Source organism: Acutalibacter sp. 1XD8-36, from assembly GCF_009917525.1.
Classification (GTDB): domain Bacteria; phylum Bacillota; class Clostridia; order Oscillospirales; family Acutalibacteraceae; genus Acutalibacter.
Map to the genome: position 1 here is coordinate 25530 of NZ_QZDU01000004.1, position 17340 is coordinate 42869.

Consider the following 17340-nt stretch of genomic DNA (forward strand, 5'->3'; position numbering starts at 1 on the left):
TATGAAAAATTATGATTCCGCCAAAATCATGTTCATGCGCATATAGAACTCGTGCACCAGCTCCTCCAGCGGCTTTTCCTCGCCGTCAAAAAGCTCTGAATACAGGCTGAAAAGCTCCGCGTCAAGGGGCGTGTAGAACTCCGCGCCGGAAATATTGTCTCTGACCTTCACAAATTCTTTATAGAGGTTCTCCGGCATATAGACATACGAGTCACCGGCGTCGCTTACGCCCCAGCCCCGGCCGGATAGGAGCCCCTCCATGGTGGGGACGGCGCTGCCCGAGGTCATGTGGGCATAGAGCTTCGACTGCTGGCCCTCCTTGCTCATAAGGTAGTCGGCGATAAAGAACGCGTCGTCCGGGCGCTTTGTGTTAGCGTTTATGCCAATGAAGCTGGTGATTACTGCCGAGTATCCGCCGCTGCGGGAGTAGAGGGGTATCATAGTCAGCTCGTCTTCGGAGCTGATTCCCTCGTCGAACCAGTAATTGGGAATAAGACTGGACACGGAGCCCTCGGGCACCCTCTCTGACTTTAACCGCTCCCCGGCCTCCGCCCGGGCGGCTACGTACTCTAAAAGCTCCTCCTCGGTCAGGGCCAGCTTGTCGTGCTCATAGTCCGCAATGGGCCAGAGGGCCGCGCTCTGCAGTGAGGCATGGGAACTCGCCGCGGAAACCTGGGCCGCCGGGGGACCGGAGAGCATATCGCGCCAGCTGAGCCCCGGGTCAAGGGGGAAGTCCACGTCCCCGCTCTTAAAAATGCCGACCGGTACGGTGTAGGTCATGGGGAGCAGCAGCTGTCCCTTATCGGTGCGCCCTGCCTCCATAATGACCGGCGTGAGCTTGTCCCACTCCATGAACTGGGCCTTCTCGATATAGCTGTCCAGGGGCAGGAACATATTGCGTTTCATGGCCTGCTGGGGGAACTGGAACAGGGAGTACGTCCTGCACATCTCAGTCAGGGAGGGGTCGTCCCAATGGTTGCCGTAGCCGCTCAGGGTTATGAACAGGTCAGGCCCCTTGCCGGACATCATCTCCGTGCGCAGGGCAGTAAGGAAGATATCCCTCTCATTTCCGCATTTCGGGGCAAGCTCCAGCTCAATGTCCTCCGGGCCGCCCAGCTCCGTTATCACATCCTGGAACTTCTTATAACTTGTTGTTGTGCTGCCCTTCTTTTGCTCCACCTCATATTCGTCCAGGAGCTGCTCTATGGGCGTGAACACGTGGCTTCCAAACTCCACGTCTATAAATACCCGCAGGGGCTCGGTGGTCTCGGGGTCGGAGGGTACGTCCTTCTGATCCACTTTGCACCCGGCGAGGTAGAGTAAAAGAGCAGACATTATCAAAGCAATAAATTTTTTCATATTAGTTCACTTCCCCAAAACATCCGACTCAATCCCCAGCAGCGCCAGTATCAGCGCCATCCTGACAAACACGCCGCCTCTGGCCTGCTCGAAGTACATGGCCCTGGGGTCCTCGTCCACAAGCTGGTCTATCTCGTTGACCCTGGGGAGCGGGTGCATTATCACCAGGTCCTTTTTGGCACTTCTGAGTTTTTCGGGGGTGAGGATATATGAGTCCTTCAGGCGCACATAGTCCTCCTCGTTGAAGAAGCGCTCCCGCTGTACGCGGGTCATATAGAGCACGTCAAGCTCCGGCATGACCTCCTCGATTTTGCGGGCCTCGTTAAAGGCGTGGCCTGAGGGTTCGAGCACCTCCTTCACAATATATCCCGGCGTGCGCAGCTCCTCGGGGGAGATGAGCACAAAGCGCACGTTCTCATAGCGCACCAGGGACTTTATCAGGGAGTGCACAGTGCGGCCAAATTTCAGGTCGCCGCAGAGCCCGATGGTGAGGTTCCCTATCTCCCCCCGTTTTCTCCTGATGGTGAAAAGGTCTGTGAGGGTCTGGGTGGGGTGCTGGTGTCCGCCGTCGCCGGCGTTTACTACGGGTATTTTTGAGTACCGGGCGGCAACGAAGGGTGCCCCCTCCTTAAAGTGCCGCATGGCGGCGATATCGGCGTAGCCGGATATCATGCGTATGGTGTCCGCGACGCTCTCACCCTTTGAGGCGGAGCTGCTTCCCGCCGAGGAGAAGCCTAAAACCTGCCCCCCCAGGCGCAGCATGGCAGACTCGAAGCTGAGGCGCGTGCGGGTGCTGGGCTCGAAGAACAGGGTGGCAAGGATTTTGCCGTCGCAGCAGTGGGCATAGTCCCCGGGCCTTTGAAGTATACCGGCTGCAAGCTCCAAAAGCCTGCCGGTCTCCTCCATGTTAAAATCCAGTGGGTCTATAAGGTGACGCATATATTTACCGCCTTTCCTGGGTATATGGTGCATTTTGCAGAAACAGCCGCGGGCAACATAACCCGCGGCTGTGTTCATTATTAAATTATACCTGATTGGGGGGGATGTGTCAAGAAAAAAGGGAAGCGCCGGAGCGAAAACGAACTCTGTCCGGACGTTGACTATCCTGTCAAAACATGGTATCATATACCTGCTTGCCGAACCCTCTGGCAACAGAGAGGAGGTGATTGATATGGAGTGGCTCGACAGCTTCATCATCTCCGTCATAGCAGGTGTGGTAACGTACTACATATGCAAATGGCTCGACGAAGATGGGCCCGGCGACAAGTGAGCATAGGTTAAAGGGAACCCCCCGGAGTAGCAGTCCGGGGGGTTCTTTTTTGGTGAAGATATGGAGTGTCTCTTCTACGTCCATATTATAACACGCCATATATAAATTTGCAAGAGGCAATGTATAAAGTCAGTGGAAAATACCCCGCCCGCCCCCAGTAAAAAACTCGGATACATCCGTATCCGCCGGGGGAGGCCCTTTCTGCCGGGGCCGCAGGTCTGGCTTTGAGAGGGAGAACAGAAGCGCCAGGGCCCCGAAGGCAAACCCCGGCCAGAACCAGTCCTTTTTATAGCACTTATCGGACATTACCCGCTTCATGGTAAAGCCAAAAAGCACCCGCACCAAGAGTGCCAGCGGTATGCCCACAAGCAGGACCGTTATAAGGCTCGCCATATGAGACCCCCTTCCTTTAGAGAAATATACCACAACTTAAAGTTGTTGTCAACCAAGAGCTTACGCCTCTAATTAGGTATGAATAACAACCTTGCGTTGTTAGTATAATACATGGGGGTGACAGAAATGGTAAAGAATCTCCGCAGCCTCAGGATGAGCAGGGGCATCAGCCAGCAGGCCCTGGCTGACTATCTGAATATAAGCCAGCAGTCCATAAACAAGTATGAGCGCCAGAAAATCGAGCCTGACATCGGTACGCTGATGATTTTAGCCGACTACTTCAACACCACCGTGGACTATCTGATTGGCTATACCCCGTCGGACACCGCAGGCGCCCCGGAGCTCAGCCGGGAGGAGTGGGCTCTGTTGAGGGACTACCGGCGGTTGTCCCGGGATGAGAAGGACAGCATACAGCTTGTGATAAAAAACTACCTTAAAGAATAAGAGAAAGCGCCGCGGCAGACGGTGCTTTCTCTTTGCTCTCTCAATGCTTTCCGGTATAGCTGGACTTGACCCGGAGCCTGTTCAGCGCCCGGGCAAGGGTGCCCTGGGCCACCTGGTACTCCTGGATGGATTTCTTCTGGAGTATGGCTTCCCGGGCCTGGTCGGCCTCACGCTGGGCCCGGGCGGCGTCTATCTCCTCGGGCCTCTCGGCGGAGTCCACCAGCACCAGCACCTCGTTGTTCTCCACCTTCACCATTCCCGGGGACACAGCCGCAAGCTGCACGTCCCCGCCGGGGGCCTGGTATCGGAGGGTGCCGGGCTGGACGGCGGCTATTATGGGGCTGTGGTGGGCCAGAATACCAAGCTCGCCGTCGCTGGTGGGGACGGTGAGGCTTATGCAGGGGCCGTCGTAAAATGTGCGGTCTGCCGCCAAAATATGCACCTGAAACAGCTCCATCAGGCCTCACCCGCTTCCAGCTTTCTGGACTTCTCCACCACGTCCCGCCAGGTGCCCACGTTATAGAAGGCGGCCTCGGGGTACTGGTCCAGCTCGCCGTCCACCAGGGCGCCGAAGCTCTCAAGGGTGTCCTTCAGGGGGACGTAGATTCCCGGCAGGCCGGTGAATTTCTCGGCCACATGGGTGGGCTGGGCGAAGAAGCGCTGGAGCCTTCTTGCGCGGCCCACTATCCGGCGGTCCTCCTCGCTGAGCTCATCCATGCCCAAAATGGCGATTATGTCCTGGAGCTCGCTGTACTTCTCAAGAATCTCCTGGCATTTCCTTGCGATTCGGTAGTGCTCCTCGCCCACTATATCCGCCTCAAGTATTCGGGAGGTGGAGGCCAGGGGGTCCACGGCGGGGTAAATGCCCTGCTCGGATATCTTGCGGCTTAAAACGGTGGTGGCGTCAAGATGTGCGAAGGTGGTGGCTGTGGCAGGGTCGGTAAGGTCGTCGGCGGGAACGTACACTGCCTGTACCGATGTGACCGAGCCATCCTTTGTGGAGGTTATGCGCTCCTGCAGCTCGCCCATCTCGTTGGCAAGGGTCGGCTGGTAGCCCACCGCCGAGGGCATACGCCCGAGAAGGGTGGAGACCTCGCTGCCTGCCTGGACAAACCTGAAGATATTGTCTATAAACAAGAGCACGTCCTTATGCTCGGCGTCGCGGAAATGCTCAGCCATGGTGAGCCCGGAGAGGGCCACCCTCATGCGCACGCCCGGGGACTCGTTCATCTGCCCGAAGACCAGGGCGGTCTTGCTGCTGACGCCGCTCTCCTGCATTTCCCGCCACAGGTCGTTTCCCTCGCGGCTGCGCTCGCCCACGCCGGTGAAGATGGAGTAGCCGCCGTGCTCCATGGCTACGTTATGTATAAGCTCCTGTATGAGCACGGTCTTGCCGACGCCCGCGCCCCCGAAGAGGCCTATCTTGCCGCCCCTGGGGTAGGGCTCCAGCAGGTCTATGACCTTCAGGCCCGTCTCAAGTATCTCTACGGCAGGGCTCTGCTCCTCAAAGCTGGGGGCCTTCCTGTATATGCTTTTTACCGGGGTGCCCTCGGGCACGGGCCCTTTGCCGTCGATGGGCTCCCCCAGCACGTTGAACATGCGGCCCAGGGTAGCTGTGCCCACGGGGACCTCTATGGTCTTCCCGGGCACGGCTACCGCCAGGCCCCTTTGAAGCCCCTCGCTGGGGGAGAGCATGACGCAACGCACCGTGCTCCCGGACAGGTGCTGGGACACCTCCATCACCCTGATTTCACCCTTCAACTCTACGGTGAGCTTTTCCCGGAGTCTTGGGAGCGCACCGCTCACCAGCTCCACGTCCACCACCGGGCCGGATATCTGTACGATGATACCACGTTCCAGGTTATCCATTGGGTATCACTCTCCTTCCTTTCGTCTGCGTTGAGCCCTGGCCCCCGCAGAGATTTCGGTTATCTCCTGGGTTATGGCCGACTGGCGCACGCGGTTGTACTCTAAAGACAGCTCGCCCATGAGCTCCTCGGCGTTGCGGTTGGCGTTGTCCATGGCGGTCATGCGGGCGTTCTGCTCACAGCAAAAGCTGTCTATCAGCGCGGAGTATATAAAGCCCGACACATAGCTGCGCATGATATTGTGAAGCACGGCCTTTGCGTCCGGCAGGAACTCAAAGGGCTCGCTGACGGTCTTCTCGTGCTCGGCGGTGTCCACAAAGTAGGTCCGGTGGAAGGGCAGCAGCCTTGTGGACCGGGCGCGGAAGCTCATGCTGTTCTCCATGTCCGTATAGACCACGAATATCTTCTGCAGCTGTCCATGGTTAAAACCGTCCAGCAGAAGTGCGCTTATCTCCCTTGCCCGCATCATTGTGGGGTTCTGGGCGGTGTAGAGGAAGCTGTGCTCGATGGGGATATTGTGCTGGTCAAAGTACCTTCTGCCGTATTCCCCCACAACGAACAGCTTTGTGTCCGGGTGCTGCTCCAAAATGTGCAGCGCCTCCTTTATGGCGTTCTGGTTATAGGACCCGGCGAGCCCCTTGTCCGCCGTTATTACAAGGCAACCGTAGGTGCCGTCCAGGGCGGGCATACCCTCGTCGGGATAGAAGAAGTGGCTCTCCACATTCCGGACGTTTCGGAATATCCGCTTTATCTCACCCTGGAGGGCGTTGAAGTAGGGGCGGGTGTTCTCAAGCTCGGCACGGGCTTTGCGCAGCTTTGTGGAGGCTATGAGATACATGGCGTTGGTTATCTTCCTGGTCTCGGCCACGCTCTGCATATGGGTCTTTATCTCCCTGGTGCCGGGCATATTCAGTCACCGGCCTTTCCGGAGGCCGTATAGCCCGCAAGATACCTTTTGGAGAGGGCTATAAGCTCCTCCTTGTCCTCGGGGGGCAGCTTGCCGGTCATGTCCACCCTGCGGCAGAGGTCGGCGGCCTCCTCCTCAACGAAGGCCACAAGGCCTGCCCTGAATTTGTCTATTTTGTCAAGGGGTATGTCCTGCATGGTATGGGCCATGGCTGCGGTGAGGATTATGACCTGGTGATGGTGGGAGAAGGGTGAATACTGGTGCTGGCGCAGAAGCCGCATCAGCCCCTGGCCGTAGACAAGCTGGCGCTTGGTGGTCTCGTCCAAATCGCTTGAGAACTGGGTGAAGACCTCCATCTCCCTGTACTGGGCAAGCTCCAGGCGCAGGGTGCCCGCCGCGGCCTTCATGGCCTTTGTCTGGGCGTCGCCGCCCACGCGGGACACTGAAAGGCCCACGTTTACAGCGGGGCGCTGGCCCGCGAAGAACAAATCGCTCTCGAGGAATATCTGGCCGTCGGTAATTGAGATTATATTTGTGGGGATATAGGCCGAGACGTCGCCGGCCTGGGTCTCCACTATGGGCAGGGCGGTCATGCTGCCGCCGCCCAGTTCGTCCGACAGGTGGGCCGAGCGCTCCAACAGCCTTGAGTGCAGGTAGAAGACGTCGCCGGGGAAGGCCTCGCGCCCGGGGGAGCGGCCCAGAAGCAGGCTAAGCGCCCTATATGCTATGGCGTGCTTTGAGAGGTCGTCGTACACAATAAGCACATCCCGGCCCGAGTACATGAAATACTCGGCAAGGGCGCAGCCGGCGTAGGGGGCGATGTACTGCAGGGCGGCGCTGGCCCCGGCGGGGGCGCTGATAACGGTGGTGTAGCTGAGGGCCCCCCGGCGCAGCAGGTTCTCCGTAAGCTGGGCCACGGAGCTGGTCTTCTGGCCGATGGCCACATAAATGCACACAACGTCCTTGCCCTTCTGGTTCAGGATGGTGTCAAGGGCTATGGCGGTCTTGCCGGTCTGGCGGTCGCCGATTATCAGCTCCCGCTGGCCCCGGCCTATGGGGAACATGGAGTCGATACAGAGCAGCCCGGTCTCCATGGGGGTGTTCACCGGCTGGCGGTCGAGAATGCCGGGGGCCGGGTTTTCTATGGGCCTGTAGCCGTCGGCGTCTATATGGCCCTTTCCGTCAATGGGCACGCCCAGGGCGTCGACTACACGCCCGAGAAAGCCCTCGCCCACAGGCATACCGGCGGTTTTATGGGTGCGGCGGACCATGTCCCCGGCGGTGACCTCGCCGCTGTCCCCGAAGAGGACGCAGCTCAAGTCGTCCCTGCGAAGGTCCTGCACCATGCCCTTGACGCCGGAGGGGAAGGTGAGTATCTCCCCGTACCTGGCATGGGTCAGCCCGGTGATAGTGGCAACCTCGCTGTCAACGGTCTGCACCTCGCCCATCTCCTCGGGCTCGGCGCTGGGCCGCCAGCTTGAGACCGCCTCCTTCATCAGGGGGAGTATGTCGTTCTCGCCCTCACGCACACCCAGAAGGTGGTCCCGGAACTGCCGGAAGGTGCCCTGGGGGGTCCAGTCGTACACGTCCGAGCCCACCTGCATCCGAAAGCCCACCGGCACGCTCTCGTCCTTCTCCCAGGACACCGGCACCGTCCGCTGGTAGCGCTCCTTAAGATAGGCCCCGAACCGGTCAAGCTGCTCCCGGGTGGGCTCCTTGGCGCTGCGGAGCAGGGCGGAAAGATGGCTCCTACCGGCTCTCATGCTTACTTCCCCCCTCCGCAAGGTCCAGGAAACTGTCGAACGGGTCGTCGTCCTTATGGAAGGCCAGCTTTTCGGCGGCTTCTGAGGCAAGGCGCTTGAGCTCCCGCTGGGAGTCCCTAATGGCCTTCTCCCTGGCCTGGGCGGCCTGGGCGTGGGCCTCGACGACTATCTCCCTGGCCTGGGCCTGGGCAAGGGCTATCTGCTCCTCGGCGGATTTCTGGACCGCCGCCTGGGATTTCTGCCTTGCCTCCCTTATCTCCTCCTCGGCCCCCTCCAGCTTCTGCTGGTACTGGGCCTTGGCCTCCTCTGCCTTCTGAAGCTCCCTGTCCGCCTTGTCCTCCATGTCCTTATAGTGCTGCTCACGCTTGTGCATGAAATCCACAACGGGCTTATACAGCAGGAAGTAAAGCCCTCCGGCTAAAATAGCCAGGTTCATCCAGTGCAGCAGTATCTGCTGCCAGTCTATGTTCAGCGGCATATGTCACACCTGCCTTAAAGCACAAAGATAATGAGTATGACCACCAGAAGGGCGTATATAATGGCGGTCTCGATGAACACAAGGCCGAGCATGAGGGTGGTGCGGATTTTGCCCTCGGCCTCGGGCTGGCGGGAGATGCTCTCTGTGGACTTGGCTGTGGCAAGGCCCATGCCCACGGCGCCGCCTGCTGCCGCCACGCCTACGGCAATTCCGGCGGCAAGGGCCTTAAGTCCCAGTGCGCTGCCGGCGGCAGCCTCGGCGGACTCGGGGGCGGACGCTTCCTCTGCCATTGCGGGCATGGCGAAGACGGCGGCAAACATCATTATGACTGCCAGCGCCAGCAGGACGCGGCAGAGCTTCCTCTTGTTGCGAAGTAATTTGTTCATTTCAATTCCCTCCAGATAATAAATAGGTTTGCTGAAAGCTTACTCTTTGTGGAGCTGCTCGGAGACCTCGCCGTAGTACAGCGCCGTGAGCATTGTGAGCACGTAGGTCTGTATCACCGCGTGCAGAAGGGTGAAGAGCACGCCCACCACCACCGGCAGCACGAAGCTCAGGCTTACATAGTAGTACACAAGCTCCGTCACCAGAAGGCCGCTGAGCAGGGCCCCGAAGAGCCTGAAGCTCATGGATATGGGCAGGGAGAACTCCTTGAGGGTCTTGCCCACACCCTTCAGGCCGTTTTTGGCTATGCCGCCTGAGAGTATCACAAGGTATGACATAGTGCCAAGGCCTATTGCCGCGTTTACGTCCGACAGTGGGGCGGGCAGGGTTATGGGGTGCCCCTTTGTGGTGAGGGCCTGCAGGCCTAAAAGCTCAAACAGCGTCCCTATGGACACATAGGCCCCGGCTGTGAACAGGTAGACCCCTAGAAATTTGTTGAGATGGGGGCTATTGCTTTTTGCCATGTTGTGGAACAGCCCAACGGCCTCCTCAAGCACCAGCTGCAGCTTCCCCGGCCGGAGCTTGAAGCGCGGCACGGCGAAGACCCTCAGCAGCAGGGCGGCAAGGAGCAGCAGCCCTGTGACCGTGAAGGCCGAGATAAGCGCCGGGCTCACGGTCTTGCCGCCCAGGAACGCTATCCGGTTTTCACCGTGGAGCACCGCGTCGCGCATGGCCTCCTGGACGCTCTCCGCCCGGCCGTTTGTACCCGCCAGTATGGACGCTATCAGCAGCGCCACGATGACCAGTACCCAGACAGCCAGGCCCTTTTTGTGTTGTTTCATCGCGCACTTCCTTTCTTTAGGTTCAAAACTTAGAGCCATATACAGTAATTTTATCACGAGTAGGGAAAAAGTCAACCTTGCAGGGGCCGCGGCAAAGGCTGAAAAAGGTAGAATATTTTGCGCCATTTTATGGGAGATACTGGTCAGCTTGACAAGGGGCCTGAGCTGTGATACCATGTACACTATAGAAACAGGGATATAACCCCCCGGAATGGAGTAAAAACAATGGTATATTTTGCGGATATGCACACACATAGCACGGCCTCCGACGGACAGTACACCCCGGGGGAGCTTGTGGGCCTTGCTAAGGAAAAGGGCCTCACCCTTCTTGGCCTTACGGACCACGATACCCTGAACGGCATCCCTGAGGCGGTGGAGGCCGCCGGCAAAGCAGGGCTCCGGGTGCTGCCGGGGATAGAGATAGGCGCGAAGGAGTACCGCAGCCTGCACCTGCTGGGCTATGGCGTGAGACTGGACGACCCGGGGCTGAACGGCTTCTGTGAACAGATGAAGGTCGCCAGAGACGAGCGAAAGTACAGGATAATCGATTTTCTAAAGGAGAAGGGCGTGGATATAGACCTTGGCGAAGTGGAGGCCCTTGCGAAGGGCGGCGTGGTGGCAAGGCCCCATTTTGCAAGGGTCATGCTGGAGCACGGTTATATAAAGACAGACCGCGAGGCGTATGAAAAATATCTTGACACCGACGAATACAAGCGCATTGCAATCAGGCGCATGAGCGCCCGGGACTGCATTGAGACGCTGCATAGGGCGGGGGGGAAGGTCTCCTTTGCCCACCCCTATCAGGTGAAGCTGGACGACGGGGCCCTTGAAGGGCTGGTGCGGGACTTAAAGGGCTGGGGGCTGGACGCCATAGAGTGCTATTACACCAAGCACACCCCGGAAATGCAGGCATTCTACCTGTCCCTTGCCGGTAAATACGGCCTGCATGTCACCGGGGGCAGCGATTTCCACGGTGAGCTTGTAAAGCCCGACGTGCCCCTTGGCAGGCTGGAGCTGGAGTTGGACTGGCTGCTGGACGGTTAAAACAACGGAACAATGGGGGATGGGAAGATGGAGGCATTTACATCAGGCTTTGCGGGGCTTTTGGACGGCATAGTGGGCGTTGCGATACACTGCTTTGAGTTTATAGGCGTGATTATTATCGTGGCCGCGGGGGTAAAGGGGTTTATACAGTACGTGAGGAAGGACCCTTCGGTGAGGCTGCAGCTGGCCCAGGGGATGGCCCAGGGGCTGGAGTTCAAGCTGGGCAGCGAGATACTGCGCACGGTGGTGGTCAGAGAGCTCTCCGAGGTGGCCCTGGTGGCGGCGATTATAGCCGTGCGGGCGGCGCTTACCTTCCTTATCCACTGGGAGATACGCATAGAGGAGAGGACGAAGCTGGAGGCGGCAGGGGAGAAGCCGCCCCAAAAAGAGGGATAAGGCAAAAATTTCCCTTGCAATTTAAGGGATAACGTGCTACAATAGGCGAAGAATTGACTGTAAAGAGGTGAAAACTGCGATGAAAGAGAATATACATCCCGACTATCAGGAGACCACTATCACCTGTGCCTGCGGCAATGTGATACACACCCGCTCCACCAAGAAGGATATCAAGGTCGAAATATGTTCCAAGTGCCATCCGTTCTTCACGGGCAAGCAGAAGCTGGTGGACACCAGCGGGCGCGTGGACATGTTCAAGAAGCGCTACGGCTTGAAGTAAGCCCGGCCGGGGAAGATGAAGTCGCTTAACAATTTCCTGGACACAGAGGGCCGCCTGACAAAGTTTCCGGCAAAGCGCCCCATGCAGACACAGGCGCTGCACTACCTGGCGGAAAAGTTTGAGGCAGGCAGGGAATACGCCGAGAGGGAGGTAAACGCGCTGCTTTTGCAGTGGCACACCTTCGGGGACCCGGCGACCCTGCGGAGGGAGCTTTTTGACAGGCGTTTTCTGGACAGGGACCCATACGGACGCAGCTACAGGCTCAACGAGGGCTTTTTGAAAAGCCTTAGCGGCGCTGCGGCTGAAGATGGGCCGGAATGATGAGACGAGGGGACGGCGTGTAAAAGCGCCGTCTTTTTGTGGTACATGGGGAGAGGAGGGGCAGCCTTGGAGTACATCACCGTCCGGGCCGAGGGCTCGGACCAGTTCACAGAGAAAAAGTCCCGGTTCATCGGCTCCTGTAAGCCGGTGAAAACCGAGGAGGAGGCCCTGGAGTTTATAGCCGGGCTCAAAACGAAATACTGGGACGCAAACCATAATGTATATGCCTATATCCTCCGGGAGGGGAATATACAGCGCTTCTCCGACGACGGCGAGCCCCAGGGCACGGCGGGGATACCGGTAATCGACACAATGAAGAAGTCCGGGGTCACGGACGCCGTGATTGTGGCTACCAGGTACTTCGGCGGCATACTGCTTGGGGGAGGCGGGCTTATAAGGGCCTACTCCCATACGGCGAGCATAGCCCTGGGCGCGGCGGAGCGGGTACGCATGAAGCAGTGCCTGAAGCTGGGCATATCCTGCTCCTATGACAGCTACGGCAGGGTGCAGGCCATAGTGCCCGAGTGCGGGGGGATAGTAGACGGAACGGAGTTTACCGACAAGGTAACAATCTCCATGCACATGGAGCCGGAGCTCCTGGAGGGCCTTATGAGAAGGCTGGCCGACGCCACCGCGGGCCGGGCGGCGCTGGAGCAGGCCGGGGAAGAGTTCTATCCCCTGCCGGTGGAGTAGGGTTTTGAAAAAATTTTTCCGGGGGCAAAAGTATTTTTTTAGGAAAAAGCGTATATGTAGTCAGGGAATAAGTTTTGGAAAACACAGTGGGGAGGTACGCTTAATGACAGTGAGAGAGCAGACCGAGCAGCTGGAACACCGGACCCTGGCGCCCTGGGCGGCAAAGGCGGCTGAGTCACGGGGAAGGGCCCGAAAGGAGGAGGAGTGCCCCCTGCGCACAGCCTTCCAGCGGGACCGGGACAGGGTCATCCACTGCAAGGCCTTCCGAAGGCTCAAGACCAAGACCCAGGTGTTTCTCTCCCCCCAGGGGGACCACTACCGCACCCGGCTCACCCACACCCTGGAGGTCTCCCAGATAGCAAGGACCATCGCAAGGGCCCTGCGCCTTAATGAGGATTTGACAGAGGCCATAGCCCTGGCCCACGACCTGGGCCATACCCCCTTCGGGCACGCGGGGGAGAGGGCCCTGGGCAGCCTATCAGAGGGGAGCTTCAAGCACTACAGGCAGAGCCTGCGGGTGGTGGATAGGCTTGAGAAGGAGGGGCTGGGGCTTAACCTCTCCTGGGAGGTGCGAAACGGCATAGTCTGCCATACCGAGGGCACCCAGCCGGTCACCGCAGAGGGGCAGATAGTGCGCCTTGCGGACAGGATAGCCTACATAAACCATGACATAGACGACGCCATACGCGCCGGGGTCATGGAGGAGAGGGATATACCAAGGGACATCTCGGGGCAGCTTGGGGACAGCAAGACTAGGCGTATAACCTCGCTCATACACTCTGTTGTGGACAACAGCAGGGACGGCCTTATACAGATGGACCCCGGGGACTTTGAGGCGTATGAGGCCCTGCACGGCTTTATGTACCAGGCTGTGTACAAAAATGAGTACGCTAAAAGCGAGGAGCGCAAGGTGCCCCATATAATGGAGAGCTTATATAAGCATTTCCAATACCCGGAGCGCCTGCCGGAGTATATGAGGAGGATTGCACAGGAGGACGGCAGCAGCACCGCCGCCATGGACTATGTGGCGGGGATGAGCGACCTGTACGCCGTGAGGACCTATAGCGACCTGTTTATACCAAAGGCCTGGAAAGAGGCCTGACCCTTTAGAAAGGAGGACCCGCCCATGCCCTTCCCGCCGGAGTTCCTGCGCGAGCTGGAGGAACGCAGCCCCATTGAGGATATAGCCGGGAACTATGTCCGCCTGCGCAGGTCGGGCAAAAACCTTGTGGGCCTGTGCCCTTTCCACAGCGAGAAGACCCCCTCCTTCAACGTGTACCCGGGGAATAACTCCTATTACTGCTTCGGCTGCGGCAAGGGGGGCAGTGTGATAAACTTCGTTATGGAGGCGGAGCGCCTGGACTTTCTGGACGCGGTGAAGTGGCTGGCCCAGCGGGCGGGGGTGCAGGTGCCCGAGGACGGCGTTGACGACAGCATGTCGAAGCTCCGCATGAGGATAATGGAGATAAACAGGGAGTCCGGGAGATTCTTCTATAACACCCTCATCTCTCCTGAGGGCCGGGCGGGGCTTGAGTACCTGAGGGGCAGGGGGCTGGACCCGGGGACTATCAGGCACTTCGGTCTGGGGTACGCCCCGGAGAGCGGGTACGGCCTTGTGAACCACCTGAGAAAAAAGGGCTACAGGCCGGAGGAGCTCACCCAGTCGGACATGGCAAGGGTCTCCCAGAGGGGGAACCTGTACGACAGGTACAGGGGCCGGGTGATGTTCCCCATATTCGACCTGAGGGGGAATGTGGTGGCCTTCGGCGGCAGGATACTCACCGACGAGAAGCCCAAATACATCAACACCTCGGACACTCCGGTGTACCATAAGAGCAGCGGGCTCTTTGCCCTGAATTTTGCAAAGAATACCGGGAGCAGGCAGCTCATTTTAGCCGAGGGCTATATGGACGTGATAGCCCTGCACAGGGCGGGGTTTAAAAACGCCATAGCCTCCCTTGGAACATCGCTGACTGAGGAGCAGGCCCGGATTATAAAGCGCTACGCCGATGAAGCGGTGATATGCTACGACTCGGACCAGGCGGGCCGGAAGGCCACAGGAAGGGCCATACCCATACTCAAGGCGGCGGGCCTGCGGGTGAAGGTTGTGACGGTGCCCGGGGGGAAGGACCCTGACGAGTTCATGAAGAACTACGGCAAGGACGGCCCGGAGCGCTTCAGGCAGCTGCTGGAGAAGGGCGGCACGGACGTGGAGTACCGGCTGCAGCAGCTCAGGGAACAGTTCAGTCTGGAGACAGACGAGGGGAGGGTCCGCTACCTCAACGAGGCGGCAGGCACGGTGCTAGTGAGCATAAGCGACCCTATGGAGCAGGACGTATACGCCGGGCGGCTCTCTGAGGAGACCGGGGTGGACAAGAGGAGCATACTTGAGACGGTGGGCAGGCTCTCGGGCAGGGAGCGCAGGAAAGAGGAGAGGAAGCTCCGCAGGAGCCAGATGAACCTGAACCTGCCGGGCCCCGGGCAGCAGGGCCTCAGGAGAGAGGGCAGTATAAAGGCCGAAGTGGCCCAGAAGGGGCTGATAGCCTACCTTTTCATGCACCAGGAGGCGGCCGGGGCCATAGGCAAGCGCTGCCCCCCTGAAAAATTTATCACCCCGGAGTATCGCAGAGTATATAATGCCATATTGGGTAGAATGATACAAGATACGGTAACTATGTCAGGCATTGGCGAAATACTGACGGCACAGGAGGCCTCTGTGCTAAGCGGGATTCTGGCAAAGGCCCAGGACGCGCCCCCAAATGAGCGGGACGTAAGGGAGTACCTGAGGGTCCTGGAGGAGGCGGCCCGGAAGGAGGGCACCGAGGAGTGGAGCAAGACCGCAAGCCCGGATGCGGTGAAGGAATACCTTGAGGATTTGAGAAAAAAGAAGACGTGAGCCGTTATCGGGGAAAACAGAAAGGAATGGTATTGAAATGAGCGCACAGCCGGATAAGAAAACAGTCATCAGGGACCTGGTGGAGATAGGGAAGGCCAAGGGGCAGCTGAGCACCAAGGAGATACTGGACGCTTTGGGAGAGCTGGACTTTGACCCGGAGCAGATAGAGAAATTTTATGACACCCTGGAGAGCCAAGGGGTGGAGATAGTCGAGGACTTCGACGAAATGCAGCTGGACGAAAACGACCTTGTGAAGGCCGGGGAAGTCGAGCTGGAGGGCGGCGAGGGCATTACCATCGACGACCCTGTGAAGGTCTACCTGAAGGAGATAGGCCGGGTGCCCCTGCTCACCCCTGAGGAGGAGGTGGACCTTGCGGTGCGTATCACCAACGGGGACGAGGCCGCGAAGAAGCGCCTTTCCGAGGCAAACCTCCGGCTGGTGGTGAGCATAGCAAAGAGGTACCTGGGCCGTGGAATGCAGTTTCTGGACCTGATACAGGAGGGCAATCTGGGGCTTATAAAGGCCGTGGAGAAGTTCGACTATACAAAGGGCTTCAAGTTCTCCACCTATGCCACGTGGTGGATACGCCAGGCTATCACCCGCGCCATAGCGGACCAGGCCAGGACCATACGCATCCCTGTGCATATGGTGGAGACCATAAACAAGGTGAAAAAGGCAAACAACCAGCTTCTGCACGTGAACGGACGTGAGCCCAGCGCCGACGAGATAGCCGACGAGCTGGAAATGCCGGTGGATAAGGTGCGGGAGATTATGCGCGTGGCCCAGGAGCCTGTGTCCATGGAGACCCCAATCGGCGAGGAGGAGGACAGCCACCTGGGTGACTTCATTGAGGACGCGGACGCCCCCGCCCCCCAGGACGCGGCAAGCCTCACCCTGCTCAAGGAGACCCTTGGGAATGTACTGGACTCCCTGACCCCCAGGGAGGAGAAGGTGCTGCGCCTCAGGTTTGGCCTTGAGGACGGGCGCTCCAGGACCCTGGAGGAGGTGGGCAAGGAGTTCAATGTCACCAGGGAGCGTATCAGGCAGATAGAGGCGAAGGCCCTGCGCAAGCTCAGGCACCCCAGCCGCAGCAAGAAGCTGAAGGACTTTCTGGACTGAGATTTATTTTTGAAAGAAGGTAGGTATAGTGGGGAAAATAACCGTTTTTATAATGGCGCTGTTTCTGGTACTGCTTGCCGGGTGCAGGCCTTTGCAGGGGGAATTATCCCAGGCGGGGCCAAAGGATACGCCCGCGCCGGCTGCTGCCGAGAGCACTCCCGCGCCGGAGAGCGCCCCGGGGGCTGAGACGGACGGCGGGCAGAGGGATACAATGCTCACCGAGGAGCAGGCCAGGGAGAAGGCGCTGGCCCATGCCGGGCTTTCCGGCGGGGCGGTGACGTTCACCGGGGCCGGGCTGGACTTTGAGGACGGGCGGAAGGTGTATGAGCTGGAGTTCCGCACTGATACTTACGTTGAATATGAGTACGAGATAGACGCATATACAGGCGAAGTGATAAGCTATAAGAGCGAGGCGGCGGGGCAGGAGCAGTCAGGTGTCACCGCCGGGATAACCGCCGACGAGGCCGTGGAGCTGGCCCTTGGGAAGGTGCCGGGGGCGGCCCGGGAGGACATATGGGAGTTCGGCCGGGACGAAGACGGCGGGCGCACCGTGTATGAGGGCAAGATAGTTTACGGCGGGTTTGAGTATGAATTTGAGATAGACGCCGGCACCGGCACGTTTATAGAATGGGACCGGGAGGCGGCTGACTGAGAGGAGTTTTCGTATGGGAGCGTTTAGCGGACGGCTGAAGGGAAAGGCCATAGAGTTCCTTGGGGCATTTATAAGAAATATCATACTTGCTGAGATAGTTGTGTGGGCCGTGGGCAGCGACAGATACCTGACGGGGCTTGTGGCGGCCCTGGGGTACAGCATAGGCTGGACGGCAGTTGAGCTTATATGTTCCAGAAGAGATTGGCAGAAGGAAGACAGGAAATAATACA

At 58.9% G+C, this 17340-nt stretch carries 21 protein-coding genes; 11 read left to right on the forward strand and 10 right to left on the reverse strand.

Annotation, left to right across the window (positions count from 1 at the left end; genetic code table 11):
- Positions 1-9 precede the first annotated feature (9 nt).
- The 3 genes from D5270_RS08090 to D5270_RS08100 all read right to left on the reverse strand — a co-directional run bounded on the left by D5270_RS08090 (position 10) and on the right by D5270_RS08100 (position 3022).
- Complete coding sequence (locus tag D5270_RS08090; RefSeq protein WP_166543625.1) at positions 10-1359, reverse strand: hypothetical protein; 1350 nt, start codon at positions 1357-1359, stop codon at positions 10-12.
- 6 nt (positions 1360-1365) lie between these two features.
- Positions 1366-2298, reverse strand: coding sequence for an aspartate carbamoyltransferase (gene pyrB / locus D5270_RS08095; protein WP_166543626.1), 933 nt, complete (start codon positions 2296-2298; stop codon positions 1366-1368).
- A gap of 460 nt (positions 2299-2758) precedes the next feature.
- Positions 2759-3022: a hypothetical protein gene (locus D5270_RS08100; RefSeq protein WP_166543627.1), complete on the reverse strand. Its 264-nt coding sequence runs from the start codon at positions 3020-3022 to the stop codon at positions 2759-2761.
- Positions 3023-3148: 126 nt separating this feature from the next.
- Here D5270_RS08100 and D5270_RS08105 point away from each other — a divergent pair, with 126 nt between their 5' ends.
- The gene (locus tag D5270_RS08105) at positions 3149-3466 is read left to right on the forward strand and encodes a helix-turn-helix domain-containing protein (RefSeq protein WP_161472975.1); all 318 of its coding nucleotides are present in this window, start codon (positions 3149-3151) and stop codon (positions 3464-3466) included.
- 40 nt (positions 3467-3506) lie between these two features.
- Here the strand turns inward: D5270_RS08105 and atpC are convergent, their stop codons facing one another.
- The 7 genes from atpC to D5270_RS08140 are packed head-to-tail and all read right to left on the reverse strand — an operon-like array spanning position 3507 to position 9708.
- Complete coding sequence (gene atpC, locus D5270_RS08110; protein ID WP_161472974.1) at positions 3507-3923, reverse strand: ATP synthase F1 subunit epsilon; 417 nt, start codon at positions 3921-3923, stop codon at positions 3507-3509.
- Positions 3923-5326: a F0F1 ATP synthase subunit beta gene (atpD, locus tag D5270_RS08115; protein WP_207709339.1), complete on the reverse strand. Its 1404-nt coding sequence runs from the start codon at positions 5324-5326 to the stop codon at positions 3923-3925. The genes atpC and atpD overlap by 1 nt, the downstream gene beginning before the upstream one ends.
- 15 nt (positions 5327-5341) lie before the next feature.
- Positions 5342-6241, reverse strand: coding sequence for an ATP synthase F1 subunit gamma (gene atpG / locus D5270_RS08120; RefSeq protein WP_166543629.1), 900 nt, complete (start codon positions 6239-6241; stop codon positions 5342-5344).
- Between the two features lie 2 nt (positions 6242-6243).
- A complete protein-coding gene (gene atpA / locus D5270_RS08125; protein ID WP_166543630.1) occupies positions 6244-8004 on the reverse strand; it encodes a F0F1 ATP synthase subunit alpha in 1761 nt (586 codons plus the stop codon).
- A complete protein-coding gene (locus tag D5270_RS08130) occupies positions 7991-8482 on the reverse strand; it encodes an ATP synthase F0 subunit B (RefSeq protein WP_166543631.1) in 492 nt (163 codons plus the stop codon). Before D5270_RS08130 ends, atpA begins: the two co-directional genes overlap by 14 nt.
- Before the next feature lie 14 nt (positions 8483-8496).
- Positions 8497-8868 (reverse strand): ATP synthase F0 subunit C, encoded by a 372-nt coding sequence (locus D5270_RS08135; RefSeq protein ID WP_166543632.1) that lies wholly within the window; start codon positions 8866-8868, stop codon positions 8497-8499.
- A gap of 39 nt (positions 8869-8907) precedes the next feature.
- Positions 8908-9708 carry a F0F1 ATP synthase subunit A gene (locus D5270_RS08140; RefSeq protein ID WP_166543633.1) on the reverse strand — a complete coding sequence of 267 codons (801 nt, stop codon included), beginning with the start codon at positions 9706-9708 and terminating at the stop codon, positions 8908-8910.
- Positions 9709-9951: 243 nt separating this feature from the next.
- On the opposite strand from D5270_RS08140, the gene D5270_RS08145 reads away from it, so the two are divergent.
- The 10 genes from D5270_RS08145 to D5270_RS08190 all read left to right on the forward strand — a co-directional run bounded on the left by D5270_RS08145 (position 9952) and on the right by D5270_RS08190 (position 17336).
- Positions 9952-10752 carry a PHP domain-containing protein gene (locus D5270_RS08145; protein WP_243150284.1) on the forward strand — a complete coding sequence of 267 codons (801 nt, stop codon included), beginning with the start codon at positions 9952-9954 and terminating at the stop codon, positions 10750-10752.
- Between the two features lie 27 nt (positions 10753-10779).
- Positions 10780-11148, forward strand: coding sequence for a DUF1622 domain-containing protein (locus D5270_RS08150; RefSeq protein ID WP_166543635.1), 369 nt, complete (start codon positions 10780-10782; stop codon positions 11146-11148).
- Between the two features lie 79 nt (positions 11149-11227).
- Positions 11228-11428 carry a 50S ribosomal protein L31 gene (gene rpmE, locus D5270_RS08155; protein ID WP_120426462.1) on the forward strand — a complete coding sequence of 67 codons (201 nt, stop codon included), beginning with the start codon at positions 11228-11230 and terminating at the stop codon, positions 11426-11428.
- Between the two features lie 15 nt (positions 11429-11443).
- Positions 11444-11749: a DUF2087 domain-containing protein gene (locus D5270_RS08160; protein ID WP_166543636.1), complete on the forward strand. Its 306-nt coding sequence runs from the start codon at positions 11444-11446 to the stop codon at positions 11747-11749.
- Between the two features lie 66 nt (positions 11750-11815).
- Entirely contained in the window at positions 11816-12442 is a 627-nt protein-coding gene (locus tag D5270_RS08165; RefSeq protein ID WP_243150285.1) for an IMPACT family protein, read from the forward strand.
- Between the two features lie 103 nt (positions 12443-12545).
- Complete coding sequence (locus tag D5270_RS08170) at positions 12546-13544, forward strand: deoxyguanosinetriphosphate triphosphohydrolase (protein ID WP_166543638.1); 999 nt, start codon at positions 12546-12548, stop codon at positions 13542-13544.
- Positions 13545-13568: 24 nt separating this feature from the next.
- A complete protein-coding gene (gene dnaG, locus D5270_RS08175) occupies positions 13569-15338 on the forward strand; it encodes a DNA primase (RefSeq protein ID WP_166543639.1) in 1770 nt (589 codons plus the stop codon).
- Between the two features lie 37 nt (positions 15339-15375).
- Positions 15376-16458, forward strand: a complete 1083-nt coding sequence (rpoD, locus tag D5270_RS08180) for an RNA polymerase sigma factor RpoD (RefSeq protein ID WP_161472963.1) — start codon at positions 15376-15378, stop codon at positions 16456-16458.
- 52 nt (positions 16459-16510) lie between these two features.
- Positions 16511-17110 (forward strand): PepSY domain-containing protein, encoded by a 600-nt coding sequence (locus D5270_RS08185; protein WP_166543640.1) that lies wholly within the window; start codon positions 16511-16513, stop codon positions 17108-17110.
- A 13-nt stretch (positions 17111-17123) separates the two neighbouring features.
- Positions 17124-17336: a hypothetical protein gene (locus D5270_RS08190; protein ID WP_166543641.1), complete on the forward strand. Its 213-nt coding sequence runs from the start codon at positions 17124-17126 to the stop codon at positions 17334-17336.
- Positions 17337-17340: the final 4 nt, after the last annotated feature.

Excerpts from the sequence above, each read along its gene's own strand:
- rpmE (WP_120426462.1), top strand. The coding sequence starts at position 11,228 with ATGAAAGAGAATATACATCCCGACTATCAGGAGACCACTATCACCTGT.
- D5270_RS08130 (WP_166543631.1), bottom strand. The coding sequence starts at position 8,482 with ATGCCGCTGAACATAGACTGGCAGCAGATACTGCTGCACTGGATGAAC.
- rpoD (WP_161472963.1), top strand. The coding sequence starts at position 15,376 with ATGAGCGCACAGCCGGATAAGAAAACAGTCATCAGGGACCTGGTGGAG.
- atpG (WP_166543629.1), bottom strand. The coding sequence starts at position 6,241 with ATGCCCGGCACCAGGGAGATAAAGACCCATATGCAGAGCGTGGCCGAG.
- D5270_RS08190 (WP_166543641.1), top strand. The coding sequence starts at position 17,124 with ATGGGAGCGTTTAGCGGACGGCTGAAGGGAAAGGCCATAGAGTTCCTT.
- D5270_RS08140 (WP_166543633.1), bottom strand. The coding sequence starts at position 9,708 with ATGAAACAACACAAAAAGGGCCTGGCTGTCTGGGTACTGGTCATCGTG.
- D5270_RS08145 (WP_243150284.1), top strand. The coding sequence starts at position 9,952 with ATGCACACACATAGCACGGCCTCCGACGGACAGTACACCCCGGGGGAG.
- dnaG (WP_166543639.1), top strand. The coding sequence starts at position 13,569 with ATGCCCTTCCCGCCGGAGTTCCTGCGCGAGCTGGAGGAACGCAGCCCC.
- atpA (WP_166543630.1), bottom strand. The coding sequence starts at position 8,004 with ATGAGAGCCGGTAGGAGCCATCTTTCCGCCCTGCTCCGCAGCGCCAAG.
- D5270_RS08105 (WP_161472975.1), top strand. The coding sequence starts at position 3,149 with ATGGTAAAGAATCTCCGCAGCCTCAGGATGAGCAGGGGCATCAGCCAG.
- D5270_RS08090 (WP_166543625.1), bottom strand. The coding sequence starts at position 1,359 with ATGAAAAAATTTATTGCTTTGATAATGTCTGCTCTTTTACTCTACCTC.
- atpC (WP_161472974.1), bottom strand. The coding sequence starts at position 3,923 with ATGGAGCTGTTTCAGGTGCATATTTTGGCGGCAGACCGCACATTTTAC.
- D5270_RS08170 (WP_166543638.1), top strand. The coding sequence starts at position 12,546 with ATGACAGTGAGAGAGCAGACCGAGCAGCTGGAACACCGGACCCTGGCG.
- D5270_RS08100 (WP_166543627.1), bottom strand. The coding sequence starts at position 3,022 with ATGGCGAGCCTTATAACGGTCCTGCTTGTGGGCATACCGCTGGCACTC.
- D5270_RS08185 (WP_166543640.1), top strand. The coding sequence starts at position 16,511 with ATGGCGCTGTTTCTGGTACTGCTTGCCGGGTGCAGGCCTTTGCAGGGG.
- D5270_RS08135 (WP_166543632.1), bottom strand. The coding sequence starts at position 8,868 with ATGAACAAATTACTTCGCAACAAGAGGAAGCTCTGCCGCGTCCTGCTG.
- D5270_RS08160 (WP_166543636.1), top strand. The coding sequence starts at position 11,444 with ATGAAGTCGCTTAACAATTTCCTGGACACAGAGGGCCGCCTGACAAAG.
- pyrB (WP_166543626.1), bottom strand. The coding sequence starts at position 2,298 with ATGCGTCACCTTATAGACCCACTGGATTTTAACATGGAGGAGACCGGC.
- D5270_RS08150 (WP_166543635.1), top strand. The coding sequence starts at position 10,780 with ATGGAGGCATTTACATCAGGCTTTGCGGGGCTTTTGGACGGCATAGTG.